This is a genomic window from Candidatus Accumulibacter propinquus, assembly GCF_056856495.1.
Map to the genome: position 1 here is coordinate 224,766 of NZ_JBSEHC010000003.1, position 18,944 is coordinate 243,709.

At 64.4% G+C, this 18,944-nt stretch carries 12 protein-coding genes and 1 tRNA gene; 9 read left to right on the forward strand and 4 right to left on the reverse strand.

The genetic code is table 11. The features are described 5' to 3' along the window. The first annotated feature begins 1 nt into the window (after position 1). The 3 genes from AC15MQ_RS07210 (at position 2) to AC15MQ_RS07220 (ending at position 763) form a co-directional block, all read left to right on the forward strand. Entirely contained in the window at positions 2 to 304 is a 303-nt protein-coding gene (locus AC15MQ_RS07210; RefSeq protein ID WP_287652246.1) for an integration host factor subunit alpha, read from the forward strand. Further along, positions 288 to 662 (forward strand): MerR family transcriptional regulator, encoded by a 375-nt coding sequence (locus tag AC15MQ_RS07215; RefSeq protein WP_287652314.1) that lies wholly within the window; start codon positions 288 to 290, stop codon positions 660 to 662. The genes AC15MQ_RS07210 and AC15MQ_RS07215 overlap by 17 nt, the downstream gene beginning before the upstream one ends. Positions 663 to 686: 24 nt before the next feature. Beyond that, positions 687 to 763: transfer RNA gene (locus AC15MQ_RS07220), tRNA-Pro, on the forward strand. Between the two features lie 287 nt (positions 764 to 1,050). Here the strand turns inward: AC15MQ_RS07220 and AC15MQ_RS07225 are convergent. From AC15MQ_RS07225 to ilvA, 3 genes are all read right to left on the reverse strand, one after another. After that, positions 1,051 to 2,289 (reverse strand): CRISPR-associated endonuclease Cas3'', encoded by a 1,239-nt coding sequence (locus AC15MQ_RS07225; protein WP_483079751.1) that lies wholly within the window; start codon positions 2,287 to 2,289, stop codon positions 1,051 to 1,053. A gap of 477 nt (positions 2,290 to 2,766) precedes the next feature. After that, on the reverse strand, positions 2,767 to 3,936 hold the full coding sequence (locus AC15MQ_RS07230) for a MalY/PatB family protein (protein WP_483080626.1): 1,170 nt from the start codon (positions 3,934 to 3,936) through the stop codon (positions 2,767 to 2,769). Between the two features lie 131 nt (positions 3,937 to 4,067). Then, on the reverse strand, positions 4,068 to 5,579 hold the full coding sequence (gene ilvA, locus AC15MQ_RS07235) for a threonine ammonia-lyase, biosynthetic (RefSeq protein WP_287652244.1): 1,512 nt from the start codon (positions 5,577 to 5,579) through the stop codon (positions 4,068 to 4,070). Positions 5,580 to 6,105: 526 nt separating this feature from the next. On the opposite strand from ilvA, the gene AC15MQ_RS07240 reads away from it, so the two are divergent. The 6 genes from AC15MQ_RS07240 to AC15MQ_RS07265 all read left to right on the forward strand — a co-directional run bounded on the left by AC15MQ_RS07240 (position 6,106) and on the right by AC15MQ_RS07265 (position 15,073). Beyond that, positions 6,106 to 8,043 carry a bifunctional diguanylate cyclase/phosphodiesterase gene (locus AC15MQ_RS07240; RefSeq protein WP_483079752.1) on the forward strand — a complete coding sequence of 646 codons (1,938 nt, stop codon included), beginning with the start codon at positions 6,106 to 6,108 and terminating at the stop codon, positions 8,041 to 8,043. Positions 8,044 to 8,165: 122 nt separating this feature from the next. After that, entirely contained in the window at positions 8,166 to 12,041 is a 3,876-nt protein-coding gene (locus tag AC15MQ_RS07245; RefSeq protein WP_483079753.1) for a DUF3683 domain-containing protein, read from the forward strand. 283 nt (positions 12,042 to 12,324) lie between these two features. Continuing rightward, on the forward strand, positions 12,325 to 13,407 hold the full coding sequence (locus AC15MQ_RS07250) for a hypothetical protein (RefSeq protein WP_483079754.1): 1,083 nt from the start codon (positions 12,325 to 12,327) through the stop codon (positions 13,405 to 13,407). 81 nt (positions 13,408 to 13,488) lie between these two features. Further along, positions 13,489 to 13,980 carry a hypothetical protein gene (locus AC15MQ_RS07255; RefSeq protein WP_483079755.1) on the forward strand — a complete coding sequence of 164 codons (492 nt, stop codon included), beginning with the start codon at positions 13,489 to 13,491 and terminating at the stop codon, positions 13,978 to 13,980. A gap of 30 nt (positions 13,981 to 14,010) precedes the next feature. Next, positions 14,011 to 14,652 (forward strand): alanyl-tRNA editing protein, encoded by a 642-nt coding sequence (locus AC15MQ_RS07260; RefSeq protein WP_483079756.1) that lies wholly within the window; start codon positions 14,011 to 14,013, stop codon positions 14,650 to 14,652. 61 nt (positions 14,653 to 14,713) lie between these two features. After that, positions 14,714 to 15,073 carry a hypothetical protein gene (locus tag AC15MQ_RS07265; protein WP_287652237.1) on the forward strand — a complete coding sequence of 120 codons (360 nt, stop codon included), beginning with the start codon at positions 14,714 to 14,716 and terminating at the stop codon, positions 15,071 to 15,073. Between the two features lie 22 nt (positions 15,074 to 15,095). Here the strand turns inward: AC15MQ_RS07265 and AC15MQ_RS07270 are convergent, their stop codons facing one another. Further along, the gene (locus tag AC15MQ_RS07270; RefSeq protein ID WP_483079757.1) at positions 15,096 to 18,362 is read right to left on the reverse strand and encodes a PAS domain S-box protein; all 3,267 of its coding nucleotides are present in this window, start codon (positions 18,360 to 18,362) and stop codon (positions 15,096 to 15,098) included. Positions 18,363 to 18,944 lie beyond the last annotated feature (582 nt).

The window sequence follows — 18,944 nt, forward strand, 5'->3', positions numbered from 1 at the left end:
AATGACGCTTACCAAAGCAGAACTCGCGGACTTGCTGTTCGAGAAGGTCGGCCTCAACAAACGTGAGGCCAAGGACATGGTCGAGGCCTTTTTCGAAGAAATCCGCAATGCGCTGGAATGCGGCGACGGCGTAAAGCTCTCGGGGTTCGGCAATTTCCAGTTGCGAGACAAGCCGCAGCGGCCCGGCCGCAATCCGAAGACCGGCGAGGAAATCCCGATCACCGCGCGACGGGTCGTCACTTTTCATGCCAGCCAGAAACTGAAGGCCGAGGTGGAGCACGCCTATGATGGAAGTCAGCCATAAAGAACCGGGCCAGGAGCCTTTGCCGGCCATCCCGGCCAAGCGCTACTTCACCATTGGCGAGGTCAGTGAGCTGTGCGGCGTCAAGCCGCACGTCCTGCGCTACTGGGAGCAGGAGTTCTCGCAACTCAGGCCGGTAAAGCGTCGTGGCAACCGCCGCTATTACCAGCACCACGAGGTCCTGCTGGTTCGCCGCATCCGCGAACTTCTCTACAGCCAGGGTTTTACCATCAGTGGCGCGCGCAACCGCCTGGACGATGCCGTGGAGCCTGCAGCCGACCCGGCGGCCCTGACTCCCGAGAAGTTGCGCGTCGAGCTTTTGAGCATCGTCGAAATGCTGCGGCGTGAGCCCGAGCAGTGATTTCAGGTATAATTGAGCGGTTGTCGGGGCGTGGCGCAGCCTGGTAGCGCACTTGCATGGGGTGCAAGGGGTCCCGAGTTCGAATCCCGGCGCCCCGACCAAACGTATCGAGCAATCAGAAAGAGAAACCGGCCAGGTGCCGGTTTCTCTTTTTTTACGGTCCGGCTTGGCCAGGGGGTTCCCGATGCCGGAGCCGGCGACCCACGGCCCAGGTGCCTGCCGTGATCTTCGCGCCGGCCTGCCCGGCAGCGAGCTTCGGATGCGGTCAAGTCCCGGGTCAAGGCTGGCTGTTCAACCGAACCGCGCCTCGAAACCCGGATTAAGTCCCGCGTTCCTGCCATTTCCGGCTTGCAATCACCCATATCAAATTTCCAAAAACGAAGCGCTGTTACGCATGGCCGGCCTGCGGCTTCCGCGCACCGTCAACGGGCATCGCGTGACCGCGATGACGCTTCCGCTTCGACGGTTCGAGCTTCGATCTGCGCGCAGCGCCCTGGATTGGCAAAACGGAGTGGCGATCTGGCGGTTTGGCGCCGGCAATCGCCGGAGAAGAGCTGGCTCCCGACTGCCCGCGGCCAGGAATGAACTGGACACAGTCGAAAAGCCCCCGGATAAATTTACAATCACCCGCAAGGATGTCGACGGCGACGCGCAGCGCATCGGCCAACACTTCTCCGGCGCGAAAAAGCCGCAGATAGCGCCAGAGCGCGGCCTCTGTCTTGCCACTGCCGGTTTCTGATTCGAGGATGACGAGAGACCCGAGGTTATCGTCGCCCATGGCGGCCTGGATGGGGTGTGGCGGGAATCCGCCAAAGGTGCCGGCAAAGTCCGGCTCGGTCGCGATGAGTCGCTCGCGCCAATCTTCGGCGTCCAGACCGAGGGTGGTGATGGCCCGCTCAGCGAGTTCCGGTGCTGTCGCCGCCCTCGCCTCCCCCGGACCGGAAAACTCAAAAAAGCGGGTGTCCGAACCCAGCCAGTCGGCTAGTTGGACGAGGCCGGCGAACAAATGGCCAAAAGCGGCCTTGTCCGGCAAACCTACACCGCCAGGTTGAAAGGCCAGGGGATAGAGGCCCAAAGCGCTCTCGGCAATTGCTTTCAATATCGCGGACGGATCGTACGCTCCTGCTTGCGTCTTCCAGAAAATAACGCTGCTGCCGGGGTTGTCCTTTATCGGTCGCCCATGGTGACTGATGCTGGCAATCAGCAGTGAATCACAGGCTGCGCCCCAAGTGCAGACCTGCGCGATCAGCGGCTCTATTGCAGCGGCCGCCGACGGCACATCGAAGAGCCTGAAGGCTTCAAGGCCATGCCCCGCGGAGATTCTTACCGGCCAGGGGTCCGGTATCCGATCCCACCAGCGCTTGGCCTGGAATCCGCTATTTGCCTTGCCGAAGTCGTGCAGGAAGACCAGTACCGCGAGGCGGGCAATATCCTGCTCGTTGAGCTTGCGCCCTGCGCTCCTTTCCATTGCACGGCGGATCGAACGACAACGTGCCAACCGGCAAAAACAAGCCGCCACATCGATCATGTGATCGATCAGAGGGTGCCATCGAAGCACGCTACCGTCCGCGCCCCGCTCCAGCTTCCCGAATGCCTGGCTACTCTGCAAGGCTTGATCCCCACTCATGCCCCTTACCTCCCCAACGCTCCCTCAACGAACCCAACCTTCGCCCGCAACGCCTGCGGCTCTGCTGCTGGATACCCGAGACAATCCGGTTCTCGTTGCAGAGCTGATTGCGGGCATGCACAGGGGGCCAGATTAACCTCACGCGGGCTCGCCAGATGCGCCCGACAGGCCGCCGGCTGAAAAAAAACGGGCCAAACATGAGGATCCGCGCGCGGTGATGGGGAAACCGCCGGAGACACGACCGGTCGCTGGGATTCTGCTTCAACGCCGTCCGCGTTGCCACGTCATGCCAGGCTGCGTCGGAGAGGCTCGCAACATGCCCATGGCCGCGTTCTAACAGCCTTGCTGTCCACGGTGGCTCGATGGCTCTGCCGAGAAGGGAGCCGCTGGGACTGGTAAGTGTCCCGACGTTTGCTCAATGCGCGGCTGCGACGGGCGCTGTTCCCTCCGGATCGATCGGGATCCGGTACGGCGCACTCACCCCCTCGCGAGTCGCTCCCCCTCTGAACGCCCGCCAGCGCAGGCCCGCGCCATGCGTTCGAGGGCCGCATCGAGCGTGGCGCGCGGACAGCCGAAATTGAGACGGACCCAGCCAGGGAGGCCGAAGTCGACGCCACTCGACACGCCAACGCCGGCCGCCTCGAAGAAGGCGGCCGGATCGGCCTGCCCCAGGGCACGCGCGTCGATCCACGCCAGGTAGGTCGCCTCGACGTGGCTGACGGAAAGTCCCGGCATCGCGGCAACGGCCGCTTCGACACGGTCGCGGTTGCGGCGCAACACCGTGATCAGCGCGCGCCGCCAGTCCTCGCAGTCGCGGTAGGCGATCTCGGTTGCCGCCAGGCCCAGGATATTGACGTGCGGGACGATACCGCGCATTACGCCGGTGAAGCGGCGGCGCAGCGCGACGTCGGGAATCACTGCAAAGGAGCAGCCCAGACCCGGAATGTTGTAGGTTTTCGAGGGCGCCATCAGGGTGATGCTGCGGCGGGCGATGTCGGCGTCGAGCATCGCCAGCGGCAGATGTTGGCGGCCCTCGTCGAGGATCAGCCCGCAGTGGATTTCATCTGAGCAGACGATCAAATCGTGCCGTTTGCAGAAAGCGGCAACGGCGTCGAGTTCGTCGGCGTCCCAGGCCCGCCCGACCGGGTTGTGTGGGTGGCAGAGCAGCAGCAGGCGGCTGCGCGGCTGCAGCGCGGCGGTCAGCGCCGTGAAATCCCAGGCCCAGAGGCCATCGGCCTGCTGCCGCAGCGCGGCGCTGGACAGTTGCCGGCCCGAGAAGTGTGGCGCCGAGAGGAAGGGAGGATAGACCGGCGTCGCGGTCAGTACGTCGCCGTCGACGGCGCGGCAGGCGAGATTGAGCCCGCACACCAGGCCGGGCAACCACACCAGCCAGTCGGCCTCGACCTGCCAGCCGTACTCACGCTGCAGACTCCCGAGCACGGCGGCATGGAGTGCCGGCGACGGCTCGGGGTAGCCGTAACACGCTTGCCCGACGCGCGCGTGCAGGGCCTCGACAATCGCCGGTGGCGAGGCGAAATCCATGTCCGCCACCCACATCGGGAGCACGTCGCGGCCGGCGTACTTGTTCCACTTGAGCGAATCGCCGCCGCGGCGGTCGATGACCCGGTCGAAGCCAAAGTCGTCCATGTTTGGGTCCGGATCACGGGCTTCGAGGGAAGTGTTGTTGAGCCCTTCGCCGACACCGGAGGCGATGTTCATGGACATACGGAAGACCTTTCTGAATTCAGGTCACAAACAGGCAAGCCGGCGCCGTGAACCTAGGCCAGGAACAGTTTGTAGGCCGGATTGCCGCTCTCGTTCCAGTAGGCGTAGCCGAGTTTTTCCAGGAACTCCTCGAAATCGCCCATCTCGTTCGGCGGCACCTGCATGCCGACCAGCACGCGGCCATAGTCGGCGCCGTGGTTGCGGTAGTGAAAGAGACTGATGTTCCAGCCGGCGCTCATGCGGTTGAGGAAGTTCATCAATGCCCCTGGACGTTCGGGAAACTCGAAGCGATACAGGATCTCGTTGTCGACCCGTGGCGAATGCCCGCCCACCAGATGGCGAACGTGACCCTTGGCCATTTCGTCGTCGGTCAGGTCGAGGGTCGGATAGTCGTGCTTGCGCAGGTGTTCGAGCAGCCGCACCGACTCGGCGCGCGACGCCACCTGGATGCCGACAAAGACGTGCGCGTCACGCTGGTCGTTGTAGCGATAGTTGAATTCGGTAATGTTGCGCGCGCCGATCAGCGAGACGAACCGTTTGTAGGCGCCGGGCATCTCTGGCAGGGTGACGGCGAAAACGGCTTCGCGTCGTTCGCCGATTTCGGCGCGCTCGGCGACAAAACGCAGACGGTCGAAGTTCATGTTGGCGCCGGATGCCGTCGCCACCAGCGTCTTGTCCTTCAGCCGGTGCAGCCGGGCGTATTCCTTGGCGCCGGCAACAGCCAGCGCGCCAGCCGGTTCGAGCACGGCACGGGTGTCCTCGAAAACGTCCTTGATCGCCGCGCAGATGGCGTCGGTGTCTACCAGCACCATCTCATCGACATACATCTGGCAGAGGCGGAAGGTCTCCTCGCCGACGTACTTGACCGCAGCACCGTCGGCGAACAGGCCGACATGGTCGAGACGGACACGCTTGCCGGCCTTGAGCGAGCGCGTCATGGCGTCGGCGTCGACGGCTTCGACGCCGATGATTCTGGTCTCCGGCCTGACCCGCTTGATGTACGCCGCGACGCCGGAAATCAGGCCACCGCCGCCGACACAGCAGAAGACGGCGTGAATCGGCTTGGCGTGCTGGCGCAGAATCTCCATGCCGATGGTGCCCTGGCCGGCGATCACTTCCGGATCATCGAAAGGATGCACGAAGCTCAGCCGCTCGCTCTTCTCGAGTTCCAGTGCGTGAGTGTACGCGTCATCGTAGGATTCGCCGGCGAGCACCACCTCGCCGCCACGGCTCTGGACGGCCAGCACCTTGATCTGTGGCGTCGTCGTCGGCATCACGATCACTGCCCGGCAGCCGACCTTGGCCGCCGCCAGCGCGACACCCTGCGCATGATTGCCGGCGGACGCACAGATCACACCTCGCTTGAGCTTGTCGGCGGAGAGATGCGCGATCTTGTTGTAGGCGCCGCGCAGCTTGAAGGAAAAGACCGGCTGCAGATCTTCGCGTTTCAGCAGGACACGATTGCCGATGCGTGCCGACAAGGCCGGCGCGGGGTCAAGCGGCGTTTCAATCGCGACGTCGTATACCTGCGCGTTGAGAATTCTTTCGAGGTAATCCGTGTGCATGGCTGCGGAATGGCCGATCGGTTGACTAAACCGGGGATTCTAGCAGCAGAAACCGCAAGCCCAGACACCCTTGTCGTTCGGCATCCGCAAGAGCTGCTGCAGGGTACCGCTCATCGGCCACTCCAGATTGCCACCCGCGGGCGGGATCGGCAAGCAGACGTGGCTTTTCTCTTCCCATGCGGCAAAATCCCTCAGCCTGGACAAGTAAATTGGCGCAATATACTTGGCGCAAGGACACGCAAGATCTATGGACTCATGCCCTCGGACCGTTCGGCCCTGGCAACCTGCGCGGCTCCCGGTAATGTGCGAATGCAGCAACAGCGGGTAGCGCGCTCTGGTCCAGCACAGATTTCACTGCTGGATGATTGGCTGTAACTGATCGGGCTGGGAAGAGCTCGGACGCCTGCCGGGGGATACGGCAGGCCATGCCGGGGCCTGGAGCAGAAACCGCCTTTTGCCCTGGGAAAACCTGCGGCAGCACGCGCCGAGGGCTTCGAATAGGGATGTTTGACTGAGGGCTACCACCATGTCGATGTATCGCCAGTTCTGGCTTGCCTTGTTCACCAGCATGCTGCTCGCCTTCGGCGGCAGCCTGATCGCTTCGCTGCTGAGCGCCCGCGCCTACCTCGAATCACAGCTCTCGATCAAGAATGCCGACAACGCTTCGGCACTGGCCCTTTCGCTCAGCCTGAGTAATTCGGAGCCGGCGACGATCGAACTGACCACGACGGCACTATTCGACAGCGGCCACTACGAGTTGATCCGCGTTGTCGATCCCGAGGGGAATCAAATCGTCGAACGCGCCGGCGTTGTCGACGATCGCGATGCCCCGCAGTGGTTTATGCGCTGGCTGCCGATACATGCCACGCCTGGTCAGGCGAAGATCAACAACGAGGTGCAACAGGTCGGCACGGTGACCGTGGTCAGCCACAATCATTTTGCCTATGCGATGCTGTGGGGCAGCGTCTGGCCGACGATCGCGGCCATGACCTTCGCCTGCCTGGTCGGCGGCAGCCTCGGAGCGATCATCCTCGGACGTCTGAAGGCGCCGTTGCAGGCGGTGATCGACCAGGCCACGGCGATTACCGAGAGGCGTTTCGTGACCATCGACGAACCGGCGGTGCCCGAACTGAAGCACCTGGCCCTGGCCATGAATGCCACCATCCGACGGCTCCGAACGATGTTTCAGGACGAAGCGGCACGACTTGAAACGCTGCGCCGTGAAGCCAATTTCGACCCACTCACCGGGCTGGCCAACCGCAACCACTTCATGGCCAGACTACGCCAGGCGCTCGACGCCGAGGATGCCGGCGAGGGCACGTTGCTGCTCATCCGCCTGGCTGATCTGGCCGGCGTCAACCGTCGCCTGGGACGCGACACCACCGACGAGTTCCTGCGTTGCGCCGGCGAGGTGATCGCGGAATGTCCGGCAGTGGGCAGCCAGGGGCTGGCGGCGCGCCTCAACGGTGCCGATTTCGCAATCCTGCTGACGGGCGAGAGCGATGCCCAGGCGACAGCGTCGGGATTGCTGGCGGCACTCATCGAGGCCGGCCGTCCTTTTGTCAATGACCGGGCGGTGGCGTGGATCGCGATCGGCCGCTTTGGCCAGGGAACCGATATCGCGGCCTTGCTCGCACGCGTCGACCGGGCGCTGGCCACGGCCGAAGTCGAGGGCGGCAACAGCATCTACGAAGCGGTTGTCGATGTCGCCAGTCCGCTGCCTCGCAACGCCGACCAGTGGTCGCAAGTGATCACTCGCGCTCTCGACGGACAAGGACTACGCCTGGGCTCCTTCCCCGTGCTCGACACCTGCGGCCGCTTGTCGCATCGCGAAAGTCCACTCAGGCTGCTGACCACCGAGAATGGTGAATGGCTGACTGCCGGCAGTTTTCTGCCGATCGCGGAAAGGCTCAAGCTGACGCCGGCGCTCGACCTCGCCGCCGTCACGCTGGGCTTGCAGGACCTGCGCTCCGAACCGGAACTGGCGGGACTGGCAATCAACATTTCGGCGAGTTCGGTGGCCAACGCGAGCTTCCGGGAGCGGCTACTGCACCTGCTCGGCGTGCACGCCGAGGAAAGTTCGCGGCTATGGCTGGAAATCAGCGAAAGCGGTGCGCTCAGGCATCTCGCCGCGTTCCGCGAACTCTGCCTCGCGCTCAGGGCTTCAAACTGCCGCATCGGGCTGGAGCACTTCGGCCACCAGTTCAGTCAGATCGGAGTGCTCCACGATCTCGGACTCGACTACCTGAAGGTCGATGCGAGCTTCGTGCGGGGGATCGACAGCAATCGGGGCAACGCGGCTTTCCTGAAGGGCCTGACCGGCATTGCCCACAGTATCGGGCTAAAGGTGCTCGCCGAGGGTGTGGCAACCGAGCAGGAGTGGCTGATCCTGATGGAACTGGGCTTTGACGGCGCCACTGGCCCGGCCATTTCGGTGTTGGCGGCAAAGGCGAACCACGTGTGAGGCCGGCGGGGTGCCCGCACCCCAGCGAAGCCGGTCTGGCCCCACTTGGTCGCTGATCGGCAGACTGTCATGCTGCACCGCAGTAAGCTAGAATCCAGTCTTTGGCGGCAGCCGGGAGCACCATGAACGCACGCCTGCGCGAGATCCCCTATAACTACACGTCGTTCTCCGACCGGGAGATCGTCATCCGCCTCCTCGGTCCCGAGAAATGGGCGATTCTCGACGAATTGCGTGCCGAACGCGTCACCGGCCGCTCGGCACGCATGCTTTATGAAGTGCTGGGCGACATCTGGGTCGTGCAACGCAACCCCTACCTCGAAGACGACCTGCTGGCCAACCGCGACCGGCGCGCCGCCCTGGCCGAAGCCTTGCGCCACCGATTGCGCGAGATCGACAAACGTCGGCAGGGCAACGCCAAGGTGTTGCAACTGATCGTCGCCGCCGAAGCCGCGGTCGATGCCTTTGAACAGCACTTCCGCGACACCGCCAGGCTGCGCGCCCGGGTCAGGAAGCTGCTGGCCCGGCACACTCGCCGCGACAACATCGCCTTCGACGGCCTGGCACGCGTCGCGCACGTCACCGATGCCACCGACTGGCGGATCGAATATCCGCTGGTCGTCCTCTACCCGGACAGCGAGGAAGAGATCGCGCCGCTGGTGCGCGGCTGCATCGAACTCGGGCTGACGATCATCCCGCGCGGTGGCGGCACCGGCTACACCGGTGGCGCCATCCCGCTGACCGCGCTCTCGGCGGTGATCAATACCGAGAAGCTGATCGACATCGGTCCGGTCGAGGAACTGCTGCTGCCCGGCTGCGACCGCCCCTGCGCGACCATCCGCACCGGTGCCGGCGTGGTCACCGCGCGCGTATCGGAAGCCGCGGCAGCCGCCGAACGGGTGTTTGCCGTCGACCCGACCTCGGCCGAAGCCTCGTGCATCGGCGGCAACATCGCCATGAACGCCGGCGGCAAGAAAGCCGTGCTCTGGGGAACGGCGCTCGACAATCTGGCCTGGTGGCGGATGGTCGATGCCAGCGGGCACGTGCTGGAAGTGACCCGCCAGCAGCACAACTTCGGCAAGATTCACGAACAGGAGGTCGCGCGTTTCGAGCTCAGGCGCTTCCGCAAGGACGGCAGGACGCTCTACGGCACGCCGGAGATACTGGAAATTCCGGGGCGACGCTTCCGCAAGGCGGGGCTTGGCAAGGACGTCACCGACAAGTTCCTGGCCGGCCTGCCCGGCGTGCAGAAGGAAGGCACCGACGGCCTGATCGTCGCCGCCCGCTGGGTGCTGCATCAGATGCCGCAGCACACGCGCACCGTCTGCCTCGAATTCTTTGGGCAGGTCCGCGAAGCGGTGCCGGCGATCGTCGAGATCACCGACTACTTCAAACCCGGTGGCGCCGGCCGGACCGCGGGCGTTCTGCTCGCCGGCCTGGAACATCTCGACGAGCGTTACCTGCGCGCCGTCGGTTACGCCACCAAGGCCAAGCGCAAGGCGGAAACCGCCGGACGACCGAAGATGGTGCTGATCGGCGACCTCGTCGGCGACGACGAGGCGGCGGTGATGCGCGCCGCCTCCGAGGTGGTGCGCCTGTGCAACCTGCGCAGCGCCGAGGGCTTCATCGCCATCGACGCCGAGACGCGCAAGAAATTCTGGCTCGACCGCTCGCGTACCGCCGCCATCTCGCGCCACACCAACGCCTTCAAGCTCAACGAGGACGTGGTCATCCCGCTGCCGCGCATGGGCGAGTATTGCGACGGCATCGAGCGCATCAACATCGAACTCTCGATCCGCAACAAGCTGGCGCTGTGCGACGCGCTGACCGCCTTCCTGCGTGGCGAGTTGCCACTGCATCGCGGCGACGCCGAGCTCGACAAGGAACTGCTGATCGGCGAACGCCGCCCGGCGGCGCTGGACGCCGTCGCCGCGGTGCGCAACCGCTGGCAGTGGCTGCTCGACCATCTCGACCTGCCGCTGCCACAGGCCGAAGCCCGCTTCGCCGACCTCGGGATCGCGGCGGAAACGCTGCGCAACCGCGCCGCCGACCCGACGCTCTTCCATCGCCTGCAGGATTACTCGCTGCGCGTATCCTGGAAAAGCGAGCTCAAGCCGCAGCTCGAAGACATTTTCGACGGCCTGGTCTATCGGCCGGTACTCGAACGCATCGCCGCCATCCACCAGGAAATCCTGCGCAGCCGCCTGTTCGTCGCCCTGCACATGCACGCCGGCGACGGCAACGTGCATACCAACATCCCGGTCAACTCCGACCACTACGAAATGCTGCAGACCGCCTATGCCGTCGTCGAACGCATCATGGCGCTGGCGCGGGCACTCGACGGCGTCGTCTCGGGCGAGCACGGCATCGGCATCACCAAGCTCGAATTCCTCACCGAGGACGAAATCCGGCCGTTCCGCGAATACAAGGCGCGCGTCGACCCCGAAGGCCGTTTCAACAAGGGCAAGCTGCTGCCGGGCGCCGACCTGGCCCGGGCCTACACCCCGTCGTTCTCGCTGCTGGGAACCGAATCGCTGATCATGGAGCAGTCCGAGATCGGCAACATCTCGACGATGGTCAAGGACTGCCTGCGTTGCGGCAAGTGCAAGCCGGTCTGCTCGACGCACGTGCCGCGCGCCAACCTGCTGTACTCGCCGCGCAACAAGATCCTCGCCACCTCGCTGCTGATCGAAGCCTTCCTCTATGAGGAGCAGACCCGTCGCGGCGTCTCGTTGCGGCATTTCGACGAGTTCAACGACGTCGCCGATCACTGCACGATCTGCCACAAGTGCGTCACACCCTGCCCGGTGGACATCGATTTCGGCAATGTCTCGATCCGCATGCGCAACCTGCTGCGCGAACAGGGACGCAAGAAGTTCGTGCCGGCAAAAGCCGCGGCGATGGCCTTCCTGACCATCAAGGACCCGGCGACGATCAAGCTGGTGCGCAAACTGATGATCGACTGGGGCTACCGCGCGCAGCGGCTGGGCTACCGACTGGCCAGGTCGCTGCACCTGGTGCAGGGCCAGACCCGGCAGCCACCGGCGACGCTCGGCGCACCGACGCTACGCTCGCAGATCATCCACTTCATCAACAAGCCGATGCCCGGCGGGCTGCCGAAGCGCACGGCGCGCGCCCTGCTCGACATCGAGGATGACAAGATCGTGCCGATCATCCGCGACCCGCAGAAGGTCGGCGCCCCCGACTACGACGGCGACGCGGTGTTCTACTTTCCGGGTTGCGGCTCCGAACGGCTGTTCTCGCAGGTCGCGCTGGCGACGCAGGCGATCCTCTACGAAATCGGCACGCAGACTGTCCTGCCGCCGGGCTACCTGTGCTGCGGCTATCCGCAGACCGCGGCCGGCGAGGCCGACCAGGGCCTGCGCATCACCACCGACAACCGCGTGCTCTTCCACCGCGTGGCCAACACCCTCAACTATCTCGACATCCGCACGGTCATCGTCTCCTGCGGCACCTGCATGGACCAGCTCGAAAAATACCACTTCGAGCAGATCTTCCCCGGCTGCCGGCTGCTCGACATCCACGAATACCTGCTGGAGAAAGGCGTCAGGCTCGACGGCGTCAGCGGCACGCGTTATCTGTATCACGACCCCTGCCACGCACCGATGCGCACGCTGCCGGGCATCAAGGTGGTCAACAGCCTGATCGGGCAGCCGGTCAGGCTCTCCGAACGCTGCTGCGGCGAATCGGGAACGCTGGCAGTCACACGTCCGGACGTGTCCACGCAGGTGCGCTTCCGCAAGCAGGAAGAAATCGAGAAAGGCGCCGGCAAACTCCGCGCCGACGACTTCACCGGCAACATCAAGGTCCTCACCTCCTGCCCCTCGTGCCTGCAGGGCCTGTCGCGCTACAACGACGACGCCGACACCCAGGCCGACTACATCGTCGTCGAAATGGTCAGGCACCTGCTCGGCCCCGACTGGATGGCGAACTACGTCGGCAAGGCCAACAACGGGGGAATCGAACGGGTGTTGCTGTAGCAGCAGTGGACCGTGCGCTCGCCAGGGACAGAGGAACGTTCCGGCGGTTTCGCACACTGAGCACGGCAAAAACTTGGGTGAAATCATGCGCGGCCAGTCTGCGCTGCGCTTCGTGGAGCGTCGTCCGGACCCGCGACGGGATGGCAATCGATTGACTTGGGTCAGACCCACCCTACAATCCCCATAAGGACCGGTCTCGCGGCGGTTCAGTCCAACAACCAACAAGGGGTTTCATATGTGCGCAAAAATTTTGGCCATCACAGCGTTTTCCATGTCCACGATCATGGCTGCCAGCCTGTGTCGGGCCGAGGCGCCCACGGCCGTGAAGGCGGTGATGACCGACAGTTCTGCAGAAGCGCTGGCCGCGACCAGGCGCGTTGCCGTCACTAACGTCATGGTGTCGTTTCAAGCATCTGCAGGTGGAGACAAGACCAATACCAGCGGTTTGTTCGCGGCCAAGACGGACGCCTCCAGTATCTTGCAGATGCCGGAGATGGACACCAAATTACTGGCCGAAATTACCGACGCCATCTACGTGCAACTGAATGCTGATTTGAGCGCCAATGGCTTCGAGGTACTGCCCAAGTCCACAGTACTGGCCAGTGCCACTTACCAAAAGATGATACAGATGGCAGGCATAACCAATTTTTCGAAGTTCGCGAACCTGAATGGCGATACCGTGCTGGTCGGAGCGACGGGCTTGAAGCCCTATCTCCCCTACAACCGCGAGACGGGAAAGTTCAGCGTCCAGTTGAAGACCCTGATCCAGGGCTGGGTGGACGGCTGGGGACAAAAGAGCTCGACTGAAGGCGGGCCATCGAACATCAGCACCGGCGAAACCTATGCCCTCCCTGGCCTGGAAGTGGATTTGGCCAAGGAGCTCAACGCCAACCTGGTCAAGGCGACCTACGTCGTGACGCTCGGGTCGACCAAAGCGTCCGTCGATAGGTTCTCCAGCACAGCTCGCAACAACTACACGGGAAGTGCTTTCGCACAGGTCGGCTTGTTGGCGGGGCAATCGCGGATTGCCTTTCGCACGCCAACTGCGGATGCCAAGGGTGAATCGGCGCCTGGGGGCTACACCACCAACTTCGGTAACAATGCCTCGCCAGCCAAGGACGGCAATGTCGTGTTGACCTTCAGTGAATCGCTCGCCGGTGGTACCGACTTCTTTGCCATTGCCACGCCCGAGGCCAAGAGCAAGCCGGCCCTGCTGGGTTCCTTCCTTGGCGCCGGCCCAGGGACAGGCGCCGACGCACAATTCACCTTCACCGCGACGATCTCCGATCCCGCAGCGTACCGCACCGAGGTGCTCAGTATGGTGACCGCGGCCCAACGCAGCATGCTGACTCTGGTCAAACAGTAAGCGGCGCCACTGCTTGCCCGACAAAGGCCTTGCTGCGACCGATTACCCGATTGACCAAGCCACCCGGTTTCATCCCCGCCGATGCAGATCAGCAAGCCCATCCGCGCCACGCGCACCTATACCCAGCGTCTGATTGCCGGTCCGGACGCGGTCTTTCCGCTGTTGTGCCCGGTGCGTGAAGCGGAGTGGATCGAAGGCTGGGATCCGGCCCGGGTCGTTTCGACTTCGGGTGTCGCGGAAGCCGATTGCGTGTTCACCACCGCTGCCGGGCCGCTCGACGCCGTCTGGTACATCACGCGTCACGAGCGCGCGACAGGCTTTGTTGAAATGCTCAAGATCACGCCCCTGGTCACGGCCTGCCGACTGACGATCCAGTTGCGGGCCACCGCGACCGGGAGCGACGCCGAGATCAGCTACACGCACACCAGTCTGGGACCATCGGGGGACGCGTTTGTCGCCGCATTCAGCGAGGACTTCTATCGTCAGTTCATGCAGGATTGGGAATCGCGGCTCAATCACTTTCTCGCCCACGGCACCGCACTGAAAGTCGCAGGGGACTCGAACCCGGCTTAGAATGGGGCTGCACCATGCCAGGAACAGCGCGTGACCATCAAACAGTTCTGGATTGACCCCTATCTATCGCGGCACCTGACCTGCGTTGCCTCGGTTGCAGACAGCGACGTCACGCTGCGGTCCACGATCTTCTTCGCCTTTTCGGGAGGGCAGGAGAGCGACCAGGGCACCATCGCCGGCTACCCGGTACTGCGGGCGCAGGCGGAGGGAACCGCCATCGTCCATACGCTCCCGGAAGGGCACGGCCTGGCCGCGGGTCAAACGGTGGAAGTGGAGATCGACTGGACACGCCGCTATCGGCTGATGCGGCTGCATTTCGCTGCGGAGCTGGTGCTTGAACTGTTCTACCGCGCCCTGCCCGGCGTCGGCAAGATCGGCGCGCACATCGCGCAGGACAAGGCGCGCATCGATTTTGCGTGGCCGGAGAGCATTTCGCCGCGGCTCGCGGGCATTGCAAGCGCGGCCAACGCCATCGTGCAGGCCGACCTGGTCATTACCAGTGCATTCGAAGACATGGCCAACGAGCGCCGATACTGGCAGATCGACGGCTTTGCGCGCGTGCCGTGTGGCGGAACGCACGTGCGGCGCACCGGCGAGGTCGGCTCCATCCGGCTCAAGCGCAACAACATCGGTCGGGGCAAGGAGCGGGTCGAAATCCTGGTCGACTCATGAGCAGGGATATCGACCCGCGCGGCCCGCGCTGGCCATCCCTCACTCCCGCAGGTCACGGCACATGAATCCCCTCGTCGACGGTTGGACGAGAGCCGATGCCGAGGCGGTGCTCGACCGCGGAGATGCACGCGAGATTCGTTATGTCCCGGTCAGCGTCGGCCTCGAAGCCCCGGCCTGCGGGCCGGAGTGGGCGGAGAACATCTGCCTTGCCCTGGCGCGGCACGCCGACGAGTACGTCCGCGGCAACGCCCTGCTCGGTCTCGCGCACCTTGCTCGGACCTGCCGCGCGGTCTCCAGCCGTCAGGCCGTCGTCGAGGCCGTCACCGCCGGGCTGTGCGATCACAGCCGATACGTTCGCGGTCATGCGCTGGATGCGGCCGACGATCTCCAGATCTTCGCCGGCATCGTGCTGCCGCGCTGACGCCGGCGGCGCACCTGCGGTTTCAGGCCGGCGGCGGGCGCAGCCACTTGTCCAGCAAGCCCTGCAGTGCATCCCGATTGACCGGCTTGGTGAGGAAGTCGTCCATGCCCGCCGCGAGACTGCGCACCCGGTCTTCGTCGAAGGCGCCGGCGGTGAAGGCAATGATCGGCAGGCGCGGCCGCTGGTTTTCCGCCTCCCAGCGCCGGATTTCCTCGGTCGCGCCGCAACCGTCCAGCACCGGCATCGAGAGATCCATCAGCACCAGGTCGAACGGCTGGTCGTCGAGGATGGCGCCGACCGCCTCCTGGCCATTCTCCTTCAGACTGACCCGGTGGCCGAGCTTGCCCAGCATCGCCTCGATGACCAGGCGATTGACCGCGTTGTCCTCGGCCACCAGCACGTGACCACGCCGTAGCGGGCGCGCCATTGCCGCAGCGGCGCGATCGTCGCCAGCGTCGACGACGACAGCGCTGTCGACGCCTGCGCCAACAACCTCGACGCGCACGCGGAACCAGAAGCGCGAACCCTTGCCGGGAACGCTGTCGACGCCAACGTCGCCACCGATCAGTTTGGCCAGGCTGTTCACGATCGACAGGCCCAGACCGGTGCCGCCGAATTCACGCGTCGTCGAGCTGTCGGCCTGCGAGAACGGCTTGAACAGCAGATCGATCTTCTCGGCGGGAATACCGATGCCGGTATCGCTGACCGAGAACTCGAGCAGCGCCGAGTCGCCCAAACGTTCGACCTCGCTACCCTCGATGCGGACGCCACCCTGCGCGGTGAATTTGATGGCGTTGCCGACCAGATTGCTGAGCATCTGGCGCAGGCGGTGGACGTCGGAACGGTAACGCTGCGTGGGCGCGGCGCGCCAGTGAGCACGCAACTCAAGGCCCTTGTCCCTGGCCGAGCCGGCGAACAGGGCTTGTGTTTCCCGCATCAGTTGCGCGGGCGCGAAGACGGTGTTTTCGAGCTCGATCTTGCCGGCCTCGATTTTCGACAGGTCGAGGATGTCGTTGAGCAGGGCGAGCAAGGTTCGGCCGGAAGTGAGGATGGTGCGTGCGTAGTCCGTGCGCTCGCCCGCCGTCGTGTTCGGCATCAGGAGCATCTGCGCCATGCCCAGAATGCCATTCATCGGCGTGCGAATTTCATGCGACATGGCCGCCAGAAAGCGGCTCTTGGCGATGTTGGCCGCTTCGGCCGACAGCTTGGCCTGCTGCAGCTCGCTTTCGTAGGCCATGCTCCGGGTGATGTCGCGGCTGATCGCGAACATGCCGGTCACGGTTCCGTCATGATCCGTCAGCGGCCATTTGTTGGTGCTGATCCATCCCGGGTTGCCGTCCGCATCCTGGTAGGCCTCGATCTTGTTCAGTAGCGGTCGGCCCTGGCGGACGATCTGCCATTCGTCTTCGTGGTGAATCTGCGCGATGTCTGCGGGAAAGACGTCGCGGTCGCGCTTGCCGACCATGTCACGCCAACTGGCGTACCCGGTGACCCTGGCGAGGGCCTGGCTACAAAAACGGAAGCGGCTGTTGCCATCCTTGAAGTAAATGAAATCCGTGGTGTTTTCCAGAAACGACACAAAGTCGCGATTCAGTTCGCCGATTTCCTGTTCGGCCTGCTTGCGGGCGGTGATGTCTTCCTTGACCGCGACGAAATGGACCAGCTCGCCGTCCTCGTTATGTACGGGCGAAATCGACGCCAGTTCCCAAAACAGCGTGCCATCCTTGCGGCGATTGTGAAATTCTCCGTGCCAGGTGTTGCCGGCCATCAGCACGGCCCACATTTCCGCGTATTCCGCCGCCGACCTTTCGCCCGCGCCAAGGATCCTTGGATTCTTCCCGACCACTTCGGCGAAGGTATAGCCGGTGGTCTCCTCGAAGATCGGATTGACGTACTTGATGTTGGCGTCGGGGTCGGTAATGACGATGCACGCCCGACTTTGCTCGACCGCCCGCGAGAGGGTCAGCAGGGATTCCTCGGCCAGCTTGCGCTCGCTGATGTCGGTCAGGGCGCCGACGTAATGCGAGACGCGTCCATCGTCGCCGTGTACCGCGGTGATACGCAGAAAGTGCGGATGCAGCGTGCCATCCTTGTGCCGGTTGACGATCTCGCCGGCGTAGGCGCCGCTACTTTCCACGCTCGCTAGCATGGCGGCGTAGCAGGCGGCAGCGTGCTGGCCCGACTGGAGAAAACTCATGTCCTGGCCTACTGCCTCGTCGGTTGCATAACCGGTAATATCCGTGAAGGCCCGGTTGACCTGCAGAATGACCGCGTCGGCGTTGGTCACCAGCAGGCCTATCTGGGACTCGAAGGCCGTGGCGGCGATACGCAGCCGCTGCTGGTCGAGCGCCTGGGCGCGGCTGATCCGTTCGAAACGCGCGTAATACAGCGCGGCGACGGCCAGAGCGGCGAGCAGGATGGCGCCGACGATGCCGAAGGCGTTGATCGCCTCCTCGCGCCAGCCGGCCAACGCCCGTTCCTGGTCCAGGCGCACCACCAGCACAAAGGGGTAGGCGAGGGAGACGCGATAGGCGGTCAATACCGCCCGGCCGTTTTCCGCCACCGCCTGGAACTGGCCGGCTTCCTTTTCGACCATGCGCGCCAGCACCTGCTCGCTGCCGCCCGGCGTCCCCGGTCGCTCGCTTTCATCGGTACTCAGCAGCAGACGTCCGTCATAACGCAGGAGTTGCACCAGACCCTCGCCGGCGGCAAGGTGGTTGCTGTAGAAATTCAGGAAGTAGTCGGTGTTCACCGCCGCTACAACCGTCGTCCAGCCGTCGCCAGCGACGCGCACGTCACGTGCGACCGGAATGAAGCTGACGCCGGGGATTGTGCGGTCAAGAGCGATCGGGCGGACGTCGTAAAGGTCACGCCCCTCCTGCGGCAAGCCGATGCGCAGCACCTCGACCGGAGCGGCCGTTTGCGGCAGGAAATCGGCCCGCGTCAGCCGCACGCCGACATTGCCGGCGGTGGAACTGGCGACCACCTGCTCGGACTTTCCCAACAAGGCTACAGAGCGGAGATAGGGGGCCTGCCGCAGCGCGATCGCGAGGTCGTCGGCGGCCCGATATTCCTCGGCCACATTCAGCAGCGTGCGCTCGATGATGTTGAAGCTCTGGGTCAGGTGGTCTTCCAGCGCACGCGCGGTGAGCGCCGCCGTGGCGAGCTGCTGGTCGACGGTTTTCGCGCGCAACCGCCACACCACGTAGGCGGTGGTGGCGAACGCCCCGAGCGCCACCAGCATCGCGATCAGCACGAAGGTGGTAAAACGGCGGGGATTCCCTGGCATGGGCACGCGCGGCTTGCCGGTCCGGCTCGTCGCGTCAGTTGCCCGGCGCGGCGGGGTGGCGCCGCGGAATGACCGCGCGCGCTTGCCGGTGGTGCGTGACTCTCGTTGGCGGGCGCCCGCCGTGGGCATGCCGGAATAGTTTGCAGCGACAAGGATTCATCTCTGTCCTTCCGAATCTTCGAGTTGCGTGACCTCGCCGTCGCGGTCGAGAGCCGCCGACGGTAATCATCATCGGCGATGATCACGATGCCGCGCAGTCTACCCGCTACCCGGCCATCTGGCCACCACCGGCGGTTTGCCTGCCCGAACGGCGCTTGTCACCCGGCGTCGCCCACCAGGGTGAACCAGGACGCCGGGCGTTTGCCGCACTGGCTCAAGCGGCCTGGATGCTTGCCGATACGCTGTTTCGACGGTCATGGGCAGGGCTGCGCGCGTCGGCAAAGCATGCAAGCATAGCCGATGGCCAGGGCGGGGAGTTGACCGTTCAGCCGCGGGTCTGCTGCGGCCGCGACGACGCGCAACGCCGTCGCCTGGTCGGGATCGCGGCGCCTGGCTCTTGGCGCGCCGATCTGCAAGAATCGC